The organism is Streptococcus sp. ELY_86 (genome assembly GCF_058314495.1).
The window spans coordinates 166,683-185,278 of the sequence record NZ_JBZFUK010000001.1 but is presented as its reverse complement, the minus strand read 5'-3'; the positions used below and the strand labels follow the sequence as shown (position 1 = coordinate 185,278).

The following is an 18,596-nucleotide window of genomic DNA, read 5'->3' as shown; positions in this document are numbered from 1 at the left end:
AAATGTCCCAACCCTTTTGAGTCTGCTAAAAAAGATAAAGTAGGGCAGTAATAATGGCTAAGCCGCCCTGCGTCAGCAAAATTTTGGGATTGCTGCTGTAAGCACCGTATGCAGCGACCAAAATGATGTAGATTAAAATCGGCAAAATAATACCTGTATTAAACATCAAACCGCAGAGCAGTCCCAGACCGAGAAGACCGTTGTAGATTCCTTGGTTTTTAAAAAGCAGGGTGATTTCTTTTTCACCCAGTTTCTCCCGGCTCATCCCAAAAACCTGTGCGGTCTTGGCGGATTGTGTTGCAAAAGTTTCCAAATACATGATGTAGAAAAATTCTAAGGCAACTAAAATTACCAAAATAGTTTTGATGACTGACATCTCTTCCTCCTTATTCTGCCTTGTATTATAGGATTTGTCTTTTGACTTTGCAACTAATTGAACCGGCTTTTGTTTGGGAGGCTGTATATCGAAAGAAAAAAGCAGGGCAGAAAGATTCCCTGCGAATTTATGAGTTTGGATTTTTATAAATAAGGCAACCCCAATCATGTCTGTATGCGTTTTTTCTTGAAATTCTTAAAAAAACCTTTTAGCTGCTGCGTGCTTTTAAGCTTTCCTTAACAGCGGCGATGAATTTTTGTGTAATGGCAGACCCTTGCTTGCGGTTATTGGTCACAAAACCGAGGGTGTGTGTTTCGCTGTCCTTAAGAGGAATCAAAACAATCTGGTCTTTGATGAAGCTGTTGACGATGCCCAGTCCTGAAGCATAGGCGTCAGAACCGCAGAGGATATTCATGACAGTGCCGCGGTCATTGCTGTAAAAAACAGCCTGGTTTTCCGGCGTATCCAAGGTATCCTCATCAAAGTTAAGACCGGCTGTTTCCTGTCTGAAGCGCACCTGCTGATAATCCTTAAGCTGTGATTTTTCGATGAGTTCTTGGTTGGCCAAAGGATGACCCTTTCTTAAAAAAATGCGTGTGGGGAAATCACCGAGTGCTGTAAAGGTCAGGTTATGCTGCTTAAAATAGCGTTCCAGAATGTGGCGGTTGTCATTATTGAGATAGAGAATCCCCAAATCACTTTCAAAATTGAGCACACTTTCCAAGATCTTTTTGGTCGTTGTTTCAATGATGTGGAAGTGCTGATAGTCGTCTTTAAAAGTCTCTGCTATTTCAAGGAGAGCAATGGTTAAAAAGTCATAGTGGTGCGAACTGATGGTAAAGCTGTTCTTGTAATTATCCTGATAGCGCTGCTGAAGCAGGTCTATTTCTCCCAAAATGCGCTTAGCATATTTCAGAAAATCATAACCGTCATCTGTCAAGCGTGTTCCGGTATTAGAGCGGATAAAGAGCTGTACACCCAGCTCTTCCTCCAATTCTTTGATGGATGAGGAAAGATTGGGCTGGGTGACATAAAGTTTTTTGGCAGCTTCGCTGAAAGAGCCTGTCTTAGCAATAGCTTCAACATAGCGGCATTGTTGAATGTTCATAAGGATTTCCTTCTTACTTGAGCTTTTCTTGACATTATAACAAAAGAAGCAGTATAAAATCTGCAAAAAGCTGATAGAAAAAAGCAAAGAGCTGATACATTTTTCCTATAACCTTTTTTCTGACACTGTTTCTGTTTTTAAACAGCCATAAATAAAACTTATGACTTACCATAAAAAAGATAGATTATACAGGGCGTTTAGGAGGTGGTAAGATAAAATCATATTTATTCCAAAGGAGGTTAGCTTATGGCAGACAGTAAAAAAGAATGGGTTTTAAAAGCGTTCAGAGGAGAGGATGTTGACAAAGTACCGGTCGGTTTTTGGTATCATTTTTTGCCGGAAGAAGAACTGGGACAAGGCCTCAACAGCCGCAGTCTGTTCAATAAAAATCTGGAAGGGCACCGAAAATTTATCCAAGAGGTGGAGCCTGATTTTATCAAAATCATGAGTGACGGCTTTTTCACCTATCCCAATCCTGTCATCACTAAAGATGTGACCTCCGTCAAGGAGCTGGCTGGTATTGCTTCAATCGGTGAGGAGCATCCTTGGTTTGATCAGCAAGTGGAGCTGGTTAAAGCCATTAAAAACAGTTTTACAGAAGATATCGTAGCTATTTATAATATTTTTGCTCCGGTGACCTATCTGAAATGGCAGCTGGCCGGCAAGGTATCCAGCGGAGACAGTATTATTGCGTGCTTTTTCCAGGAAGATGCGCAGACGCTAAAAAAGGTTTTGGATGTTATTGCTGCTGATATTGCTGTCTTGGTACGAAAAATTATTAAAGAAACTGGTATCGAAGGTATTTATTTCAGTGTTCAGTCTATTCAAGATGAGCGTATCAATTCCAAAGATTACAGCAGATATATTTCGCCCAGTGATTTGACTGTTCTTCAAGCAGCTCATCAGGCAGAAGGCTTGAGCGTCCTGCATATTTGCGGTTATGAAGGGGCTGCCAATGATATCAGGCTCTTTAAAGACTATCCGGCTCAGGTCTATAATTGGGCAGTGGGTCCGGAAGGCATCAGTTTATCGCAAGGACGTGAGCTCTTTGGCGGTAAGACCGTTTTAGGCGGCTTTGTGAATACAACAGAAGGCCTGCTGTATCGCGGCAGTAAAGAAGAAGTGCAGGCACAGGTGAAAGCCCTGCTGCAAGAAGCAGGCAGAAGAGCTACCATTATCGGTGCTGACTGCACCATCCCCAGCGATATTGCTGCTGAGCGTATTGCCTGGGTTAAAGAAGCCGCAGCTTTATAAGACTAGCGAAAAAGAAAAGGAGATTAAATGGTTAAGAAAAAGTGGTTCATTGCAGCCGGTGTTCTGGTTTTAATTATTGGCGGAACGGTTATCGGGCGTCAGCTGTCAGGAAATAATGCCGCAGCTGATAAGGTAACAACCTTAAAGGTTGCTCATACACAAAATTATGCGCCTTATGATTATGTGAATGATAAGGGTGAAAATACCGGTTATGAAGTGGAAGTTTTAAAAGCAGTAGACAAAAAGCTGCCAAACTATAAGTTTAAATTTACAGGAACAAGCGACGAGGACTTGCTGATCGGATTGGAATCCGGAAAATATGATATCGGGACTAAAGGGGCTTGGTATACAAAAGAACGGGCTGAGAAATTCATCATTCCTAAAGATGCCGTAGGAGCCAGTGTCATTGGTTTTACCATCCGAAAAGATGATGAAAAAACAATCACTGATATTAATTCCTTTGCTAAATCAAGCGGCAAACTGGTTCCTATTTCCCCGCAAAATGCTCAGTGGAATGTGATTGAGGATTACAATAAAAATCACAAAGATAAACCAGTTGCACTGAAAGCCGCAGAGAGCTTTACAGTAGCGGACGCCTATGCCTGGGTTCTTGAGGGGCGTTATGATGCTTACTTTGATATAAAGTTATCTTTTAAGCAAGCGGTCAAGGATAAGGATGGAGCTTATCACAAATATGCTGACAAGCTCACTTGGTTCCCATACAAGGGTATTGAGACCTATCCTTTGATTCACCGCAGCAAGTCCAATAAAAAATTTGTAAAAGCATATAACAAGGCAATCAAAGAACTGAAGAAAGACGGAACTTTATCAAAACTGTCCAAAAAATATTTTGGAGAAGATGTCTTTAATTATGTGACAAAATAGGAGGTTGGTATGGTTTCTTATACGCCGTCTTATGTTTTCAAGTTTCTGCCGACTGTTTTATCCGCTTTGCCTTTGACCTTATGGGTTATCCTTTTAACAGTCCTTTTGGGATCGTTTCTGGGAGCAGGGCTTGCTTGGGCCCAAGTAAGCTCTGATAAGGGCTTGGCGGGTTTTGCGCGAGGATATGTGTTTACACTAAGATGCACGCCGCCGATTGTCTTGCTGTTTCTTGTTTTTTACGGCTTACCTGAATTTTTGACTTGGTGGCTTCATCTGGATGTTGATGGCTGGTCACGGACTGTTTTTGTTGTTGTAACCATGGTTCTGCTTTTTGCTGCTTCTATATCAGAAGTCTTTAAAGCAGCTTACTTAGCAGTTCCTAAAGGACAGCTGGAAGCAGGACTGAGTATTGGACTGACAGGTTTTCAAACTTTCAGACGTATTCTTTTGCCGCAGACGTTTAAAATTGCCCTGCCCAATATCACAACAGCTGTTTTGAATCTGATGAAAGATGCTGCCCTAGCATATACGATTGGTTTGGTAGATATCATGGGAGCAGGGAACTTGCTGATCAGCCGCAATTTGGGAAATTATTCCTTGGAAACTTATACAGCAGTTGCCCTTATTTACTGGGGGATAGCCCTGATTTTATCAATAGGTTCCCACTTGATGGAGCATCGCCTCGATAAGGGAAATGTTTAAGGAGGTATTATGGATTTTACTTACATTGTGCATACGTTTTTGCTCTCCTTAAGAGGTGTTCCCGTTACGTTGGCGATTATGGCGGTTTCGATTTTGCTGAGTTTCTTCCCGGCTCTTTTTTTAGCTTTGGGCCGAATATATAAAGTCAAAGGCGTAACAGCTTTTTCTGTACTTTATCTGGCTTTTATTCGGGCGACACCGCCCATTCTTTTGATTTTGTTTTTCTACAGTCTCTTACCCAGTATTTTAAATACCGTTTTAAAATCGAGCGGACTTGATATTTTTAAACTCAATCCTATTTATTATGCCTTTATCATCTTTAGCTTGATGACAACGGGAACCTTATCGGAGATTTTGCGTTCTGCCATTTTAACGGTTGACAAAGGACAGCTGGAAGCAGCCCAGTCTATCGGTCTGACTGCAACTCAGAGCTACATCCGGATAGTCTTTCCTCAGGCCTTGCGAAATGCTCTTCCCAATCTTTGTAATTTAGTCATCACTATTGTTAAGGGCACATCGCTGGTATTTGTGATGACGGTTAAGGATATTACTGCCATTGCCAAGGTTGAAGCAGCCCATGGCTATCAGTATTTTGAATCGTATCTGGTAATTTTCATTATTTATATTATAATCTGCGGACTCATCCAATGGGGATTTTCAGCTTTGGAGAAGCAGTTTGCTTAAGGAGAACTTATGTTAGATATTAAACAGTTATCGAAACAATTTGGCGATAAAACCGTTCTTGACAATGTCAGTCTGAAGGTCAATAAGGGTGACGTTGTTGTTATTCTGGGTCCCAGCGGTTCGGGGAAAACAACCTTCCTGCGCTGCCTCAACCATTTAGAAAAAGCTGATCAGGGAGAGCTTGTTCTGGATAACCAATCCTATAATTTAGAAAACTTAACTCGCAGGGAAATTTTGACTATCCGGCAGAAAACAGCCTTTGTTTTCCAGCACTATAATCTCTTTGCCAATAAAACAGCTCTGGAGAACATTTTGGAAGGCCTTGTTACTGCCAGGAAAATTCCCAAGGCTGAAGCAGAAAAAACAGCCTTAGAAGCTTTAGAAAAAGTGGGCTTGCTGAGCCATAAGGATTACTATCCTAAGCAGCTCTCGGGCGGTCAGCAGCAGCGCATTGGAATCGCGCGTGCTATTGCGGTCAAGCCCGATGTTATCTTTTTTGATGAACCTACATCAGCACTTGATCCTGAACTGATCGGCGATGTTTTAGGTGTCATGAAACAGCTGGCTGAGGAAGGGATTACCATGGTGGTAGTGACACATGAGATGAGCTTTGCAAGAGATGTTGCCAATCATGTTGTTTTTATGGACGGCGGACGTATTGTTGAAGAAGGAGCTCCTAGAGAATTCTTTCTGCGGCCTAAGGAGGAGCGGACACGGCGCTTTTTGGCACGTATTCTTTCTGATGACACCTATACGGTCAATCATGTACTGTAAGCTTGCTAGGGATTAACCAATTAAACAGGAATTGATGAAAAGGACTGAGCTGTGTATGCCGCGCAGGGCTCAGTCCTTTTGATTTGCTTATTGTTGCAAGAATAACTAAAGTTTGCTGCGCCCGCCTTACTGCTATTAAGGGTCGCTTTTTTCTCATTTTTATATTAAAATAAAAAGTAAAGCATGCACTAAAATCATAGCTGAAAGGATGTTCTAAAGTGACTGAAAAAACTGTAAGTGTCAAATCTTACGCTAATATTGCTATTATCAAGTATTGGGGAAAAGCAGATGCTAAAAAGATGATTCCGGCAACCAGCAGCATTTCTCTGACACTTGAAAACATGTATACTGAGACCAAACTTTCGCTTTTGCCAGATGCCGATGCGGATGAATTTTTCATTGACGGCGTTGTGCAAAATGAAGCAGAGCATGCTAAGATGAGCAGGATTTTGGATTATTTCCGCAAGGATCAGCACTCTTTTGTGAAAATAGAAACCTCTAATAATATGCCGACAGCAGCCGGTCTCTCATCAAGCTCCAGCGGCCTGTCAGCCCTTGTAAAAGCAGCTGACAGTCTTTTTGAAAGCCACCTCAGCCAAGGGGAGCTGGCTCAGCTGGCAAAATTTGCATCCGGCTCTGCTTCACGCTCTTTCTTTGGGCCTATAGCTGCTTGGGATAAGGATTCGGGCGAGATCTATAAGGTTAAGACAGATTTGCATTTAGCCATGATTATGCTGGTCTTGGATGATGCGAAAAAGCCTGTCTCCAGCAGAGAGGGCATGAAGCGCTGTTCGGAAACTTCCCCTAATTTTAAGGACTGGATTGCCCAATCCGAGAAAGATTACAGAGACATGCTGACCTATCTTGAAGCCAATGATTTTGAAAAAGTGGGGGAACTGACGGAACGCAACGCCCTTGCCATGCATGCAACGACAGAGACGGCAGAGCCTCCTTTTTCTTATTTGACAGAAAAATCCTATGAGGCGATGGAAAGCGTAAAAGCTCTTCGGCAGCAAGGCGAAAAATGCTATTTTACCATGGATGCAGGCCCCAATGTTAAGGTTCTGTGCTTGGCAGAAGATTTGGAGCGCTTGGCTGATTTGCTGGCTCAGGATTATCAGATTATCAAGTCTGAAACAAAGGAACTGTAATATGGATGATGCTATTTGGGTACAGACCGGCGGTAAACTCTACATCGCCGGTGAATACGCTGTTTTAACACCTAAGCAGTCGGCTCTTATCAAGAATATTCCTATCTATATGACGGCTGCCATTAAACCGGCCGGTCGGATTTCTATCTGGTCTGATATGTTTGACTATCGCACAGGGCTGACAGCGGATGCAAATTACTCTTTGATTCAAGAGACGATTGCTGTTTGGGCTGCTTTTTTAGGTAAGGAGGTGTCTGATCTGAGACCTTTTACCCTGGATATTACCGGCAAAATGGAGCGCAGCGGCATCAAATTCGGTATTGGCTCCAGCGGCAGTGTGACCGTTTTGACCTTGAAAGCTCTGGCGGCCTTTTATCATGTGAATCTGTCTGCGGACACGCTTTTTAAGTTAGCTTCGTATACCTTAATCAAACATGGCGACAACGGTTCCATGGGAGATATTGCCTGCATTGCCTACGAGGACTTGATTTGCTTTACAGCCTTTGACCGCAGCCGCGTGCGCAGCTGGATTGAACGCTATGACTTAAAGACTGTTCTGGCTAAAAATTGGGATTACAGCATTGATGTGGTGAAACCGGCTCTGCCCTGTGATTTTCTGGTCGGCTGGACTAAAGAAGCAGCGATTTCGCGCCATATGATTAATTTAGTCAAATCGGCCATTACAGATGATTTTCTCAGACAGACTCAAAAAGCTGTTCTTAAGTTAAAGGCAGCTTTAGAAGCGGGAGAAAAATCGGCTGTCAAAGCAGAAATTGAGACTGTGTCCGAACTTTTGTCCGCACTCAGCCTTGCCATCTACAGCGATAAGTTAAAAGAGCTGAAAGCTGCCAGTCAGGGGCTGGATGCCGCTGCCAAATCATCGGGTTCAGGCGGCGGAGACTGCGGCATTGCCCTGTCGTTTGATGAAAAAGCCAGTCAGACATTAATAGAGCGCTGGCAGACCCACGGCATCGAATTGCTTTACCAAGAAAAATTATAGGAGAACGCATGGCAAACCGAAAAGACGATCATATCAAATATGCTCTTAAATATGAAGCTCCCTACAATAGTTTTGACGATATGGAGCTAATCCATCATTCTCTGCCTGATTATGATCTGAATGAGATTGATTTATCAACACATTTTGCTGGACGCGACTTTGAGTTTCCCTTCTACATCAATGCCATGACCGGCGGTTCAGAAAAAGGACGAGCCGTTAATCGCAAATTGGCTCAGCTTGCACAGGCGACAGGAGTCGTCATGGTGACGGGCTCTTACAGCTCTGCCCTTAAAAACAATCAGGAGGACTCTTATCTGACTCATCAGGACTTCCCTGATTTGCTTTTGGCGACCAATATCGGCCTTGATAAGCCTGTTGAACTTGGGCAGCAGACGGCAGCACAGATGAAGCCAATTTTTCTTCAGGTCCATGTCAATCTCATGCAGGAACTCCTCATGCCGGAAGGCGAACGCGATTTTCGCCGCTGGAAATCCAATCTTGCGGATTATGCCAGAGAGATTCCTGTACCGGTTATTCTTAAAGAAGTCGGTTTTGGCATGGATGTTAAAACGATTGAAACGGCTGCCGAGCTGGGTATTAAGACCTTTGATATTTCCGGCCGCGGCGGTACCAGTTTTGCTTATATTGAAAATCAGCGCGGGGGCAACCGTTCTTATCTCAACGACTGGGGACAGACGACCCTGCAGGCACTTTTAAATGCTCAGCCTCTGGTAAATCGAGTAGAGATTTTAGCTTCGGGCGGTGTCAGACATCCTTTGGATATGGTGAAATGCTTTGTTTTAGGAGCCAAAGCGGTCGGCTTATCACGCACGGTTCTTGAGCTGGTAGAACGTTATTCTGTTGAGGATGCCATTAAGATTATTAACGGCTGGAAGGATGACCTGCGGCTAATCATGTGTGCTCTCAGCTGCAAAACGATTGAAGACTTGAAAAATGTCGATTATATCTTATACGGGAAATTAAACGATGCCCAACAGGCCAAAAATTCAAGGAGTTAGTCAGATGCTGCTTAAAAGTTTTAATTTTTTCGAAACAGAGATGGCGGACTTTCCTAAATTGTTTTCAGATGATTTGATGAACGCAGATGCAGCAGCAGATAAAGTCTATTTTGCCGGAACAAACCAAGTGCTCTCTCGTCTGACCAATGATCTTTATGCTGTCAGTGATGATGCAGACCATATTTCTGATTATTTGGCAAGGGGCTACACAAATTTAACTGTGTACAAGCGGAGTTTTTCCATTTCTGATGATGGCTCAATGAGGGAAATTGACAAAAAATTTACCAGCTATCTTATAATCTTTAAGAGAAAGAACCGTTATTTTAAAATTTTTTCCAAAGACGGTTCTCAAAAACTGGACGCCCTTATTAATCGGTATTTTGCAAAAGCCAATCATTCCGAGGAGTTAAAAAATGAGATTGTCAGCCTTTTGCAGCAGATCAAAGAAGAAGTAAGTGCTGACAAACTGACAGTTATCGGTTTTAAAGAACTGGAAAGCTATTTTTGGCATTAAAACGCTGTTACAAAAAAGTGCCCTCGAAACAAAGATTTTTCAAGGGCACTTCATTAAATCATAAATTTATAGCGCAATAGGTTAGTTTGACTGACTGTGCGCTTTTTTATTTTACAGCATGTAATAAACGATGGCAGTATACTGCAGAGCCGAAGCAAGCAGGATAAAAAGATGCCAGATCATGTGGAAATATGGTCTTTTCTTAGCATAAAAGAAAGCACCGACTGTATAAGAGAGTCCGCCGGCAAGCATCAGGAGCCAAAAAGTAAGACCGGTCTTACTAATGACAGCCGGAATGATAAAGATTACCAGCCAGCCCATTAGTAAATAAAGAAAGAGACTGAACTTGTCATTGATTTTTTTGGCAAAAATTTTGTATAAAATGCCGAAGATCGTTGTTCCCCACTGCAAAATAATAATCAGATAGCCCAGCCGCCCGCTGACAAGAGACAGAGCAACCGGTGTATAAGACCCTGCGATAGCAATATAAATCATACTGTGATCAATAATGCGCAGGACATATTTCTGCGGCGAGTCATACTGCATCGAATGATAGACCGTTGATGACAAAAACATCAAAAAGAGACTGATGACAAAAATAGACATACCGACAGTCGCTTTCATACCGTAAGACTGGTAGCTGTAAATGGCAGTAATCGGCAGTAAAATAAGCATTATGACAGCACCGACAGCATGCGTGACACTGTTTGCGACCTCTTCGCCAAAGCTTAAGCGCTTGCTTAATTTAAGTGTTTGTGCTGGGTTCATCTGTGTTACCTCTTTGTAATTCTAAAACAAGCTGATGCGTCTGATGATAGAGTTTCAGCGTTTGGCAGGCAGAAATAATTACCGCCGGAACATCCTCAGTACTGTCGCCGTTCATGCAGGCGACAAAATGATTGTAACTGGTTTCTGACTGATGGTTAGCTGTCAGTATTTCCAGTGTCTGGCTAATTTCCTGAATTGCGAAAACATTTTTCAAACTGGTTATGACGATCAAACGAGCCACTTGTTTGCGGCTGTATTTTTTCTTGACAGGTTTGTCAATATGGCCATGTTTGACATAGTTATTAATCATGGCTGCTGTCAGTCCTTTATCATTTTGAGAAGAGAAACTTGCAATCTGATTGACATACAAGAGAACCTGATCAAGATACAAATCCAGCTCCGGCAGTTCCTTCCATAGAGGATAAGAATAAATCATAGATTATCACCTTTAGTTTATCTAGTTTTCATAACCAGATTATATAATTATTTAAAAACAATGTCAAGGAAAAACTCTTGACCCGCAAAAATAACTGCACAGCAGCAAAGCAGCTGATAACAGCCGATTTTTCTTTAAAACACTAAAACACCCAGACTGCTGCAGTCTAGGTGTTTTCATCTCTTAGGTTTTGTAAAATAGTTTGTGCGGTTTCTATATTCATGTGATTGGCTTCAAGAAGCTGACCGATAGCTTTTGGAAGTTCGGTTTCTTTTGCGCCGGCAAGCAGCAGGAGAGATTTGGCTTGCAGTTTCATGTGCCCTGCCTGAATACCGGTGCTGGTCAATGCCTTGAGCGCTGCAAAATTTTGGGCCAGTCCGACAGCAGCGATGACAGCTGCCAGTTCACGGGCATTTGGATTGCCCAACAAGTCATGGGCTGTGCGAACGCTGGGGCTGAGGCCGATAGATCCTCCCTTGGTTGCTACAGGCATAGGCAGGGTCAGCGAACCCTTTAGAATTTGCTGCTTTTGATCGAATGTCCAAGTCGTGAGACCGCGATACTGGCCGTCTTTAGCGGCATAGGTATGGCCGCCTGCTTCGACAGCCCGCCAATCATTGCCCGTTGCCATGACAACAGCATCGATGCCATTGAAAATGCCTTTGTTGTGGGTGCTGGCCCGATAACTGTCGATTTGCGCCAGCCTGCTTGCCAGCTCTATTTTGTGGGCAAATGTCTGAGCCTGCGCCTTATTGCGGCTGAGAAATCTGAGGTCAACCTGACAGCTTGCTGTTACCAGAGATTCAGTTGCGTAATTAGACAGAATTGCCATCAGCTGTTTACCGCCGGATATTTCTTCCAGCATCGGCATCAGGGCCTCCATCATGGTATTAACCATATTGGCTCCCATGGCTTCCTGGGTGTCAACTGTCAAATACATAATAAGAAATTCTTCTTTAATGTCAACTGTCAGGCGGCGTGCGCCGCCTCCGCGTTTAACGATAGAAGGGTAGGCATCATCAGCCAAAAGCAAGAGCTGAGCTTTTTGAGCCAGAATGTCTTTCTTGGCTGTATTGAGGTCAGGAACCTGATAAAGTACGGCCTGGCCAATCATTTGACGCTCATGAATGACCGTTGCAAAGCCGCCTGAACGCTTGATTAGTTTTGCAGCAAAACTGGCGGCAGCAACAACGGATGGTTCTTCTGTAACAAAAGGAACCTGATACTCTCTGCCATCAATAAGAAAGTCAGGCGCTAGAGCAAAAGGCAGGGAATGTGTTCCGATAACATTTTCTGCCATCTGGTCAGCTGTTTTAAGCGGGAGCTGGCGGTTATAGGTCAGATTGTCTAAATTTTCAGAGCTTAGCAGCTGCATTTCTGCCAGCAGGCTGATTCGCTCCTTCAGAGATTTTTTTGAAAAACCTGTCCAGTTTATTTTGTTCTCAGTCATTGATTTTACCATAAATTCGCTGATGTTCCGTGATTTCTTTTAAAGCGAAGCTGCCTGTTTTATAATTTTCAAAAGAAGCATTGCCGTTTTTATCTAAAACAGCTTCTTCAAAGAACATTTTTTCGTATTCACTTACAGATAAGGGGCTGCGCTGTGCAAGACTTTCCAAACGATTGCTCAGCAGCTGTTCTTTAAAACCTTCGGCCAAGGTTCCTGTAAAGATTTCTGCAACAGCGCCGCTGCCGTAACTAAAGAGTGCGATTTTGTCGCCAGCAGCCAAATTTCGGCTGTTTTCAAGCAGGGAGAGCAGTCCCAAAAAAAGCGAACCTGTATAAATATTTCCAATCTGCCGGCTGTAAAGGATGGAAGCCTCAAAATTTGCTCTCAGCTTTTCCTGCAAGGTATCGGGCAGAGTTTTGTCCATGATTTTATTGAAACCTTTGAGGGCCAACTTAGGAAAGGGCAGGTGGAAACAAAAGGCTGCAAAATCAGCTAAAGAAGTTTCAAAGCGCTTTTGGTATTCAGTCCAAGTTGTTTTCAGCATATCCAGATACTGTTTGGTCGAATAAATACCGTTAACATAAGGTGTTACTGAGTAATTAGGCCGCCAGAAATCCATAATGTCACGCGTTTGTGCCAGCGTTTCATCATGAAGAATTAAAATAGCAGGATCTTTTTTGATCAGCATGGCCACACTGCCTGCCCCTTGAGTTGACTCACCGGGACTGGCAGCCCCATATCTGGCAATGTCGCTGGCCAGAACGAGCACTCGCGACTGAGGGTGCTTTTCAACATGGAGTTTGGCATAATTAAGAGCAGCAGTGGCACTGTAACAAGCTTCTTTCATTTCGATGCTGCGGGCAAAAGGCTGGATTCCCAGCAGCTGATGAACATAGACAGCAGCTGCTTTGCTCTGATCAACACTTGACTCGGTTGCCACAATGACCATATCAATCAGTTCCTTGTCTTCATCTGTTAAAATTTCCTCAGCAGCCCCGGCCGCTAAAGTGATGATGTCATCTGTAACAGGAGCGATACTGAGCGCATCAAGCATAAGACCCTTGCTAAATTTCTCAGGATCTTCGCCGCGGGCTGCAGCTAAGTCTTTCATGTTCAAGACATATTGGCTGGTCGCAAAACCGATTTTATCAATTCCAATTGCCATAGTATTCCTTCTTTTCCTTTTAATTATATTTTTTGTAAAATGTCATAGTTATTTTATCACAATTTAAAATAAAATTAACGAATAAACTCTTTAGGTTCCCAGTAAAAAACGTCCTATGCTTGATATTACCCGGAAAAGTTATTTTTTGCTATAATATTTCATAAAAGAAAATTAATACTGATTTTCGTACAGAGAGGAAAGCTATGACCAAGGCAGATCTTATTTTTAAGGAAAACATTCATAAAATTTTAGAAACAGGTGCTTGGAGCGAACAGGCACGGCCCAAGTATAAGAATGGCCAGACAGCCAATTCTAAATATATCACAGGCTCCTTTGCTGAGTATGATTTGGCAAAGGATGAATTTCCCATTACGACTTTGCGCCCGATTGCTATTAAGTCAGCCATCAAAGAAGTCTTTTGGATATATCAGGATCAGACCAATGACTTGTCTGTTTTGAATGAGAAATACGGCGTCAAGTATTGGAATGACTGGGAAGTCGGACAGACCGGAACCATTGGTGAGCGCTACGGTGCTATTGTCAAAAAGCACGATATCATGAACAAAATTCTCAAGCAGCTCGAAGAAAACCCCTGGAACCGCCGCAATGTTATCAGCCTTTGGGATTATGAAGCCTTTGAAAAAACAGATGGCCTGCTTCCTTGTGCCTTTCAGACCATGTTTGATGTCCGCCGTGTGGGTGAGGACATTTATCTGGATGCAACACTGACTCAGCGCTCCAATGACATGCTGGTGGCTCATCATATCAATGCTATGCAATATGTTGCCCTGCAAATGATGGTTGCTAAACATTTTGGCTGGAAGGTCGGTAAATTTTTCTATTTTATCAACAACCTCCATATTTACGATAATCAGTTTGAACAAGCCAAGGAGCTTTTGAGACGTGAGCCGTCGGTCTGTCAGCCCCGCTTAGTGCTGAACGTTCCTGATAAAACCGATTTCTTTGCTATTAAACCTGAGAATTTTGAGCTGACAGACTACAGTCCGGTTAAACCGCAGCTGAAGTTTGATTTGGCCATCTGAGGCGGCAGACAAATTTTTTCTGAGCTTTTTTTAATAAATTTTGTTAAAATAAAAGAAATGAGAATAAAAGGTAATCTGTAAAAATGACAAAGAAAATTATTGCCATTTGGGCAGAAGATGAAAATGGTTTGATTGGTGGAGACGGCAGGCTTCCCTGGCATCTTCCCAAAGAGCTGAAGCATTTTAAAGAGACAACAACAGGGCATGCACTTTTAATGGGGCGTGTCACTTTTGATGGGATGAAGCGCCGAGTACTTCCTGGTCGGGAAACCTTAATTTTGACAAGGGATCAGGATTTTCAGGCAGATGGTGTCAAGGCTCTGCACAGTCCGGAAGAAGTGCTTGCTTGGTTTGACAATCAGGACAAAAATCTTTATGTTGTCGGCGGTGCTGGTATTTATAAAGTCTTTGAAGATCATTATGATGAGCTTGTCAGAACCAAAGTTCATGGGACATTTTCGGGAGACACCTATTTCCCGGACCTCGATTGGTCTGATTTTAAAGAAACAGCAAGCACAGATTTTGACAGTGATGATAAAAATGCTTATCCTTTTACCATTACTGTTTGGGAAAAGAAGTAGCAAGGAGATTTGCCTAAGATTATGCAAAGAAGTATTTTTGGGGTGTTTACTGCCTTTTTGTTTGTGATTTGTATCTTATGCGCAATCCCTGCGTTTAGGAAAAATCGCTACGGTTTAGGAGTGTTTTTCTTATTGAATGCTTTTACAAATATTGTAAATACCATTCATGCTTTTTATGGAACCTTATTTTAAACGAGATTAGAAATTAGAGGAAAAAATGGCTGGAAATAGAACTACTGATGTCACGGTTCACTGTTCGTTCTGTGGCAAAAATCAAGATGAAGTCAAAAAAATCATTGCAGGCAACGGCGTCTTTATCTGTAATGAATGTGTTGAATTATCGCAAGAGATTATCCGCGAAGAATTAGCAGAAGAAGTTCTTGCCGATCTGACCGAAGTGCCAAAACCTAAGGAACTCTTGGAAATTTTGGACAGCTATGTAATCGGGCAGGATCGTGCCAAACGTGCCTTGGCTGTTGCTGTTTACAATCACTATAAGCGCATCAGTTTCACAGAAAGTCAGGAAGACCAGGATGTTGATCTGCAAAAGTCCAACATTCTCATGATCGGCCCGACAGGTTCGGGGAAGACCTTCTTGGCTCAAACTTTGGCTAAAAGTCTCAACGTTCCCTTTGCTATTGCAGATGCCACTGCCTTGACTGAGGCAGGCTATGTAGGCGAGGATGTTGAAAATATTCTGCTGAAACTGATTCAGGCAGCTGATTATAATGTGGAGCGCGCAGAGCGCGGGATTATCTATGTCGATGAGATTGATAAGATTGCCAAAAAGGGTGAGAATGTTTCAATTACCCGCGATGTTTCAGGTGAAGGGGTTCAGCAGGCGCTGCTGAAAATCATTGAAGGAACGGTTGCCAGTGTTCCGCCGCAAGGCGGCCGCAAGCACCCGCAGCAGGAAATGATTCAAATCAACACTAAAAATATTCTCTTTATTGTTGGCGGTGCCTTTGATGGTATTGAAGATATTGTCAAGCAGCGCTTGGGAGAAAAGATTATCGGCTTCGGGCAAAACAATAAGAAGGTTGATGATAAAGCATCCTATATGCAGGAAATCATTTCTGAAGACATTCAGAAATTCGGTTTGATTCCGGAATTCATCGGCCGCCTGCCGGTCTTGGCAGCTCTTGAACAGCTGACTGTTGATGATCTGGTCAAGATTCTGACCGAACCTAAAAATGCTCTGGTTAAGCAGTATAAGACGCTTTTGTCTTATGACGGCGTTGAGCTTGAATTTGATCAGGATGCTCTGGAAGCTATTGCTCAAAAAGCAATTGAGCGTAAAACTGGCGCACGGGGACTTCGGTCTATTATTGAAGAAACCATGCTGGATTTGATGTTTGAAATTCCAAGTCAGGAAGATGTGACCTGTGTTCGCATTACCAAAGAGGCAGTTGAGGGAACAGATAAACCGATTCTTGAGACAGCTTCCTAATAAGGAGACCGTATGAGCGAGATTTTAAATACCCATAACGCTTCTCTTTTGTTAAGTGCCGTAAACAAGTCTCATTATCCGCAGGATGATCTGCCGGAGGTGGCTCTTGCCGGACGTTCAAATGTCGGCAAATCAAGTTTTATTAATACGCTTTTAGGGCGGAAAAATCTTGCCAGAACTTCCGGCAAGCCCGGCAAAACCCAGCTGCTGAACTTTTATAATATTGATGATAAACTGCGTTTTGTCGATGTTCCGGGCTATGGTTACGCCAAGGTTTCTAAGGCTGAGCGTGCCAAATGGGGAAAAATGATTGAAGAATACCTGATTAGCCGCAATAACTTGCGAGCAGTGGTCAGTCTGGTTGATTTTCGTCATGATCCCAGTGCAGATGATGTTCAAATGTACGATTTTCTGAAATATTATGACATTCCGGTTATACTGGTTGCTACAAAGGCTGATAAGGTGCCCCGCAGCAAGTGGAATAAGCATGAAGCAGCCATCAAAAAGAAGCTGAACTTTGATGCGCTTGATCAGTTCATTGTGTTTTCATCCGTTGACCGTACCGGTCTGGATGCATCTTGGGACAGTATTTTGGGACACTTATAAATTTTTGTCAAAGACAGTTCAAAAAAGCAGAATTGCTTTCTTCTGAGCTGTCTTTTGTTTGTCTTTAAAGTGTTTAAACAATGTTTGAAAGCGCTTAGCAATTCATAGTTCAATCATTTGACCTCCTAGGTTGTCTAAGATAGAATGAAAGCGTACCATAAAGGTAACTAAGGAGGTAAAACCTATGGACAGCCAAAAAGTTATTATTGTCGGAGCTTCACATGGCGGGCACGAATCTGCTATAGAATTATTAGATCGGTACTCTGATATTGAGGTTACTATCTACGAAGCGGGGGATTTTGTTTCCTTTATGTCCTGCGGGATGGAGCTTTATCTAAAAGGTGAGGTAACAGCCAAAGATGATGTGCGTAATTTTGCGCCGGCCGATTTGGAAAAACGAGGCGGGAAAATTTTTAACAACCACCGAGTTACTGCTATTCACGGCGATAAAAAAACAGTTACTGTCACTGACACAAAAACCGGGCAGGAAAAAGAAGCAGCTTACGATAAGCTGATTTTAAGCTCCGGTGTTAAGCCTGCCATGCTTCCTGTTGAAGGAAACGATCTTGATAATATTTTCTTGATGCGCGGCTATGATTGGGCAACCAAGATTAAGTCTGCTTTGGAATCAGATACCGTTCAGAATGTGGTCGTTGTTGGAGCCGGTTATATCGGTCTGGAAGCAGTAGACGTTTTTGCTAGTGCCGGTAAGAATGTCACCTTGATAGATATTATTGACCGTCCTCTGGGAACTTATTTAAATCCGGAATTGGTTGCTATTTTAGAACCGGAACTTGAAAAAAATGGTGTTAACTTATGCATGGGTGCTAAAATTGAAAGTTTTCAGGGAAGCGACAAGGTTGAAAGGGTAGTAACGGATAAGGGCACTATTGAGACCGACCTCGTTATTGTTGCTGCAGGTGTCAAACCTAATACAGACTGGCTGCAGGGCACGCTAGATTTAGAAGATGGCGGCTTTATCAAGGTAGATGAGTATTTTAGAACAAATCTTCCGGATGTTTATGCTATCGGCGATGCTGTTTTACCTCTGTCTATTCCGGCCGGCAAACCTATGCCGATTGCTTTAGCAACCACTGCCCGCCGTGAAGCGCAATATTTGGTCCAACATATTTTTGAAGCCAAGCCGCATGAGGACTTTGCCGGTGTCGTTGGTTCTTCAGCCTTGAGTCTGTTTGATTATCATTTCGCAGCCAGCGGTTTGAATGCTTTTTCAGCTGAAAAATGTGAACTAGCCTTTAAAACCAGTTTTTATGAAGATCGCCTGCGTCCGGCTTACATTCCTGATGACAGCAATCCCAAAGTTTATGTCAGTCTGACATTTAATCCGTTGACACATCAAATTCTGGGCGGTGCTGTCCTATCTAAATATGATGTAACAGCGCAGGGCAACGTCTTATCATTAGCTATTGGTCATAAGATGACCTTAGAAGATTTAGCGCAGGCTGATTTCTTCTTCCAGCCCGGCTTTGACCGTCAGTGGAGTTTGCTTAATTTAGCCGCTCAGCATGCCCTGGATTTGGCACGCTTTTAATCAGAATAAGTCTCAAAACGATAGAAAGCAATACTTCTATCGTTTTTGTATGCCAATTTGAGCAAAGGTGGCTGCTTG

The 18,596-nt window shown here is 42.8% G+C and carries 20 protein-coding genes; 14 read left to right on the top strand and 6 right to left on the bottom strand.

Translation table 11 applies throughout. The annotated features are described in order from the left end of the window. Positions 1 to 25: 25 nt before the first annotated feature. Together AC4HAN_RS00875 and AC4HAN_RS00870 are read right to left on the bottom strand one after the other, a co-directional pair. Positions 26 to 376: a DUF1304 domain-containing protein gene (locus AC4HAN_RS00875; RefSeq protein ID WP_491090576.1), complete on the bottom strand. Its 351-nt coding sequence runs from the start codon at positions 374 to 376 to the stop codon at positions 26 to 28. 208 nt (positions 377 to 584) lie between these two features. After that, positions 585 to 1,484 (bottom strand): LysR family transcriptional regulator, encoded by a 900-nt coding sequence (locus AC4HAN_RS00870; protein WP_491090574.1) that lies wholly within the window; start codon positions 1,482 to 1,484, stop codon positions 585 to 587. Positions 1,485 to 1,730: 246 nt separating this feature from the next. Between AC4HAN_RS00870 and AC4HAN_RS00865 the strand changes: the two genes are divergently transcribed. From AC4HAN_RS00865 to AC4HAN_RS00825, 9 genes are all read left to right on the top strand, one after another. After that, entirely contained in the window at positions 1,731 to 2,738 is a 1,008-nt protein-coding gene (locus AC4HAN_RS00865; protein WP_491090573.1) for a uroporphyrinogen decarboxylase family protein, read from the top strand. Between the two features lie 27 nt (positions 2,739 to 2,765). Then, positions 2,766 to 3,623, top strand: a complete 858-nt coding sequence (locus tag AC4HAN_RS00860) for a transporter substrate-binding domain-containing protein (RefSeq protein WP_491090572.1) — start codon at positions 2,766 to 2,768, stop codon at positions 3,621 to 3,623. 9 nt (positions 3,624 to 3,632) lie between these two features. Further along, on the top strand, positions 3,633 to 4,325 hold the full coding sequence (locus tag AC4HAN_RS00855) for an amino acid ABC transporter permease (RefSeq protein WP_491090571.1): 693 nt from the start codon (positions 3,633 to 3,635) through the stop codon (positions 4,323 to 4,325). 9 nt (positions 4,326 to 4,334) lie between these two features. Beyond that, positions 4,335 to 5,009 carry an amino acid ABC transporter permease gene (locus AC4HAN_RS00850; RefSeq protein WP_491090570.1) on the top strand — a complete coding sequence of 225 codons (675 nt, stop codon included), beginning with the start codon at positions 4,335 to 4,337 and terminating at the stop codon, positions 5,007 to 5,009. A gap of 9 nt (positions 5,010 to 5,018) precedes the next feature. After that, complete coding sequence (locus AC4HAN_RS00845) at positions 5,019 to 5,783, top strand: amino acid ABC transporter ATP-binding protein (protein ID WP_491090569.1); 765 nt, start codon at positions 5,019 to 5,021, stop codon at positions 5,781 to 5,783. A 218-nt stretch (positions 5,784 to 6,001) separates the two neighbouring features. Beyond that, positions 6,002 to 6,934, top strand: a complete 933-nt coding sequence (mvaD, locus tag AC4HAN_RS00840) for a diphosphomevalonate decarboxylase (RefSeq protein ID WP_491090567.1) — start codon at positions 6,002 to 6,004, stop codon at positions 6,932 to 6,934. Between the two features lies 1 nt (position 6,935). Next, positions 6,936 to 7,934 (top strand): phosphomevalonate kinase, encoded by a 999-nt coding sequence (locus AC4HAN_RS00835; protein WP_491090566.1) that lies wholly within the window; start codon positions 6,936 to 6,938, stop codon positions 7,932 to 7,934. Between the two features lie 8 nt (positions 7,935 to 7,942). Continuing rightward, positions 7,943 to 8,953, top strand: a complete 1,011-nt coding sequence (gene fni / locus AC4HAN_RS00830; protein WP_491090565.1) for a type 2 isopentenyl-diphosphate Delta-isomerase — start codon at positions 7,943 to 7,945, stop codon at positions 8,951 to 8,953. Positions 8,954 to 8,957: 4 nt separating this feature from the next. Continuing rightward, positions 8,958 to 9,467 (top strand): hypothetical protein, encoded by a 510-nt coding sequence (locus AC4HAN_RS00825; RefSeq protein ID WP_491090564.1) that lies wholly within the window; start codon positions 8,958 to 8,960, stop codon positions 9,465 to 9,467. A 111-nt stretch (positions 9,468 to 9,578) separates the two neighbouring features. On the opposite strand, the gene trhA is transcribed toward AC4HAN_RS00825, so the two are convergent. The 4 genes from trhA to AC4HAN_RS00805 form a co-directional block, all read right to left on the bottom strand. After that, a complete protein-coding gene (gene trhA / locus AC4HAN_RS00820; protein ID WP_491090563.1) occupies positions 9,579 to 10,235 on the bottom strand; it encodes a PAQR family membrane homeostasis protein TrhA in 657 nt (218 codons plus the stop codon). Further along, positions 10,213 to 10,671 carry a DUF1836 domain-containing protein gene (locus AC4HAN_RS00815; RefSeq protein ID WP_491090561.1) on the bottom strand — a complete coding sequence of 153 codons (459 nt, stop codon included), beginning with the start codon at positions 10,669 to 10,671 and terminating at the stop codon, positions 10,213 to 10,215. Before AC4HAN_RS00815 ends, trhA begins: the two co-directional genes overlap by 23 nt. A 166-nt stretch (positions 10,672 to 10,837) precedes the next feature. Beyond that, positions 10,838 to 12,133 carry a hydroxymethylglutaryl-CoA reductase, degradative gene (locus AC4HAN_RS00810; protein WP_491090560.1) on the bottom strand — a complete coding sequence of 432 codons (1,296 nt, stop codon included), beginning with the start codon at positions 12,131 to 12,133 and terminating at the stop codon, positions 10,838 to 10,840. Further along, positions 12,114 to 13,286 carry a hydroxymethylglutaryl-CoA synthase gene (locus tag AC4HAN_RS00805; protein WP_491090559.1) on the bottom strand — a complete coding sequence of 391 codons (1,173 nt, stop codon included), beginning with the start codon at positions 13,284 to 13,286 and terminating at the stop codon, positions 12,114 to 12,116. The genes AC4HAN_RS00810 and AC4HAN_RS00805 overlap by 20 nt, the downstream gene beginning before the upstream one ends. A gap of 203 nt (positions 13,287 to 13,489) precedes the next feature. Here AC4HAN_RS00805 and AC4HAN_RS00800 point away from each other — a divergent pair, with 203 nt between their 5' ends. The 5 genes from AC4HAN_RS00800 (at position 13,490) to AC4HAN_RS00780 (ending at position 18,518) form a co-directional block, all read left to right on the top strand. After that, positions 13,490 to 14,329 (top strand): thymidylate synthase, encoded by an 840-nt coding sequence (locus tag AC4HAN_RS00800; RefSeq protein WP_491090557.1) that lies wholly within the window; start codon positions 13,490 to 13,492, stop codon positions 14,327 to 14,329. Positions 14,330 to 14,412: 83 nt separating this feature from the next. Beyond that, positions 14,413 to 14,910, top strand: a complete 498-nt coding sequence (locus AC4HAN_RS00795; protein ID WP_491090556.1) for a dihydrofolate reductase — start codon at positions 14,413 to 14,415, stop codon at positions 14,908 to 14,910. A 217-nt stretch (positions 14,911 to 15,127) separates the two neighbouring features. Beyond that, complete coding sequence (gene clpX / locus AC4HAN_RS00790) at positions 15,128 to 16,360, top strand: ATP-dependent Clp protease ATP-binding subunit ClpX (protein ID WP_491090555.1); 1,233 nt, start codon at positions 15,128 to 15,130, stop codon at positions 16,358 to 16,360. A 12-nt stretch (positions 16,361 to 16,372) separates the two neighbouring features. Beyond that, a complete protein-coding gene (gene yihA, locus AC4HAN_RS00785) occupies positions 16,373 to 16,966 on the top strand; it encodes a ribosome biogenesis GTP-binding protein YihA/YsxC (RefSeq protein WP_491090554.1) in 594 nt (197 codons plus the stop codon). 184 nt (positions 16,967 to 17,150) lie between these two features. Continuing rightward, entirely contained in the window at positions 17,151 to 18,518 is a 1,368-nt protein-coding gene (locus AC4HAN_RS00780) for an FAD-dependent oxidoreductase (protein ID WP_491090553.1), read from the top strand. Positions 18,519 to 18,596 lie beyond the last annotated feature (78 nt).